Annotated in this window: 3 protein-coding genes; all 3 read right to left on the minus strand. The window is 60.0% G+C overall.

Features of this window, described 5'->3' with window-relative positions; translation table 11 throughout:
* Positions 1 to 1,429, minus strand: a 1,429-nt coding sequence (locus tag VGK48_11110) for an ABC transporter permease subunit (protein ID HEY2381715.1), incomplete at its 3' end; no start/stop codon positions are given.
* A gap of 301 nt (positions 1,430 to 1,730) precedes the next feature.
* Entirely contained in the window at positions 1,731 to 2,546 is an 816-nt protein-coding gene (locus VGK48_11115; GenBank protein ID HEY2381716.1) for a phosphonate ABC transporter ATP-binding protein, read from the minus strand.
* Positions 2,543 to 3,388: a phosphate/phosphite/phosphonate ABC transporter substrate-binding protein gene (phnD, locus tag VGK48_11120; protein ID HEY2381717.1), complete on the minus strand. Its 846-nt coding sequence runs from the start codon at positions 3,386 to 3,388 to the stop codon at positions 2,543 to 2,545. The genes VGK48_11115 and phnD overlap by 4 nt, the downstream gene beginning before the upstream one ends.
* Positions 3,389 to 3,536: the final 148 nt, after the last annotated feature.

Consider the following 3,536-nt stretch of genomic DNA (forward strand, 5'->3'; position numbering starts at 1 on the left):
CCTCGATGGGCGCGCGGGGAACTTCTTCCAGCACTTCGGCATAGAGCTTTCCCAACACGCCGGCCGTATGTAACCCGATCGCCAGCGCGCCCGCAAACGGCCCGATGCCGATGATCAGAATGCAAACCAGAACCCAAACGAGTTCGGGGATTGCACGCAGAAAGTTCAAAACCAGACGCGCAGTCCAATACGCTGCGAACCTTAGCGACCGCTCGCCCGCACCGTGGCGTCCGGTGGCATCCTTATGAATAAACGCAATTGCGGCTGTCGCCGGCAGCGTCAGGAGCGCTCCCAGAGCCACGCCGATCGACGTGCCGATGACCGAGATCGCAATCGTCTGGAGGGCGAGATAACCGAGCCTGCCGAGGAATGCAGGCGCGAAATCCGGTGGCACCATACCGGAGATGAATCGGAACGCATGTTGGATGAGGTTCTGCTGCTCCAGCATTTCCCGATTGAAGCCGGCGAGATAAAATGAAACCACGGCAACGACCAGAATAACGACCGGCATGACCGCCCTGGATGCCCGCGGCGCGGCCACTATTTCCGCCGCCGCCGGCAATCGCCGCGTCATCCGCCCCCGCACAAAATGGCTGATGGCGTCTGTGATCGCCATCAGAGTAATAAACGCCAGCAGCAAGGTGAGCACCTGACTGTATTCGAACAGACGCATCGAAATGCTGACCTCGTAACCGATGCCTCCGGCTCCAACCAATCCGAGCACCGATGCCGCCCGGACACAGCATTCGAAGGAATACAAACCGTACGCCGTCAAGGCCGGCAATGACTGCGGCAGCATTCCGCGAAAGAAAATCTGCAGCCGTGTCGCGCCTGTGGACTGCAGAGCCTCGAGAGGCTGAATAGCCGCAGCGTCGAAGACATTCGAAAATACCTGGCCGATCAATCCGCTGTAGGCAAGGGCAAGGGCCAGTGTGCCCGGCAGCGTTCCCAGGCCGAACATCGTCACAAAGAGGATGGCCCACAGAATATCCGGCACTGCGCGGACGAATCCCAGAATGGCCCGCGCCGCCTGACTTATTCCCGCGAGTGTGACGCCGCGGACAGAATATCGTTCGGCCTCAACCAGGATTCCGCGCCGCCATAAATGCGCAGAAGCGAGAACGCCGAGCGGCATTCCGATAACGATGGACAACAGCGTGGCCGCCACCGCGGCCGCAAGCGTCTGAGCCGCGGCACTGAAAACTGTTTTCAGAAATGCCGGCGACAGGTCCGGCGGAAACAGACCGGAAAGGAATCGCCAGGTATCCGAGGCGGCCTGAGCTGAAATGAGGGAGCGGACATCGACGCCGACAATTTCCCATGACACCGCGAAAACAATGAAGGCAGCGATCCAAAAGGGCGATGGAATCCACCAGCGCCGCTGGGTATTCACACTGGCGAGGTTGGCAACGCTGATGTGGTCTCTCACAAATAAATCCACTCCCTCCTGAAACAGCTGAGAAAGGAGGGGCTTTTGCACAAAAAGCCCAGGAGACAGACATTCCCCGCCTTTCAAAGGCGGGGTGGCTGCGCCATAAACAAAATGGTCCCGTTCCTCAGCGGCGCAGACGGGGCGGTTCGTAAATTCCGACAAAAATAAGGTGCGCTGCGCGGTTGGTTGATAACCGTTATTACTGCTTCCCCTATCGAGCTCGCGCTTCGCGCCCGCCCGAGCGTTCTAACGTTTGATCGCTCGGCCACCCCGCCTTGAAAAGGCGGGGAATGTCCATTTACCCGAGACAGCTGAGCTCATGCCGCAGGCCGGTTCCCGAGTTCCTCTCTGGCGCCGGCGATTCGCTGGAGTACAGGTCTCGCAAAATGCTCTCAGTCATCCCCGAAGACTCGGCGTCGAATTCGACTCCGCCGTTCCGCAGAGCGACGACACGCGGCAGCCGCTGGATAGCGACTTCGACCTTGTGAAGCGACACCATCAGGATCCGCTTCTGCTCCGCCGCCAGACGCGTCAAAAGATCCAGGATCTCTTCCGCCAGACGCGGATCAAGCGAAGCCACAGGCTCATCCGCAAGAAGGACGTCGGGATCCTGCATCAGCGCCCGGGCAATAGCGACCCGCTGCTGCTGGCCGCCGGAAAGCTCGTCGGCACGGGCATGACGCTTGTCGGCCAGGCCGACACTTTCGACCGCGTGCAGCGCTTTCTCCATGTCCTGCCGGTGCGGGCGAAAGATCCCGCGGATCGTGTGAGCCAGAGACCACCGGCCCAACCCGCCGCACAGCGTGTTCTCGACGACGGTCAAGGACGGTACAAGGTTGTGCTGTTGATAGATCGTGCCGATCCGCCGACGCACCGACCGGATCTCCGGCCCGCTCATGGTTGCGAGATCTTTGCCCTCAAACAAAACGGAACCGCTCGTCGGACGGACCGCCGCATTCAACAGACGGAACAACGTCGACTTCCCCGCCCCGGACGGACCGAGCAACGCGATGTGTTCTCCCGCGCCGACTCGAAGCGAAAAGTTTCGCAGCGCAGGCACGCGCGTGCGGCCCTGGACATATTCTTTAGTCACCGAGTCCAGGACGTAGATCACTTCAGCAGGCCTGCGCTTTTTGCGGCCTGTCGAAGGCGGACATAGTCGGAATCGTTGGCGCGAACATACTTCGCCGCGCTGAGAAAATCGAGAATGATCTTCTGCTGCGGGTTTCGCGCATCCAGATCGAGCAGCGCTTTGGCAAAGCTTTCCGCCACTTTCGGATCGAGTCCTTTGCGCGCGACCCAGACGTAGTCGAAGAACGGCGGCGTCGTCCAGAGCACCCGGACCTGGCCGGCCGTGATCCTGCCGCTTTTCATCATGGTCTGAAAAACGTTTTCGTCGATCGCGCCCGCGTCCACCTTCTTATTGGCGACCGCAAGCGCTGTCGCATCGTGACCGCCGGTGTACAGCGCCCGTTCGATGACCTGGGGATCGACCTTCGCATCCCGCATGTAATATTCCGGCATCAGATGACCGGAAGTGGAGTTGACGTCCCCGAAAGCAAACGTGTGACCTGCGAGATCCTTCAAGCTATTGATGGGAGAACCCGGCTGCGTGATGAACAGGCTGTGAAATTTCTGATCCTGCTCGCGCTGCACCAGCGGCCGCGCGCCGGCCCGGGCGGAGACCTGCACGAAGGTGAATCCGCCGAAATGCGCGATGTCGACCTGATCGTTGGCCATGGCCTCGACCACAGCGGCGTAATTGGTGGGAATCGTCATCGTGATCTTCGCGCCGGTCTTCTGTTCCATGTAGTCGATGAATGGCTGGGCGTCGCGAAGCATTTTGCCCGGATCGGTCGTGGGGATCATGCTGATCCGGACCTTCGGCACGCCCTGCGAAAAGAGGAGGCCGCAGCAAAGAAGGAGCAGTAAGAAGACAGCAACCGGTTTCGTCATGGAGCAGTATCTTACAGCAAATAGCCGATCGCATTGCGCCTGCCGCTGTACAAGACGCGGTCATAGAAAAAATGAGCGCCGGAGGCGCGTGAGATTGTAACCCCGGCCGCATTCCCCGCCTTGAAAAGGCGGGGTGGCTGCGCCATTA

It is taken from the genome of Terriglobia bacterium (genome assembly GCA_036496425.1).
Classification (GTDB): Bacteria; Acidobacteriota; Terriglobia; order 20CM-2-55-15; family 20CM-2-55-15; genus 20CM-2-55-15.

Excerpts from the sequence above, each read along its gene's own strand:
- phnD (HEY2381717.1), bottom strand. The coding sequence starts at position 3,388 with ATGACGAAACCGGTTGCTGTCTTCTTACTGCTCCTTCTTTGCTGCGGC.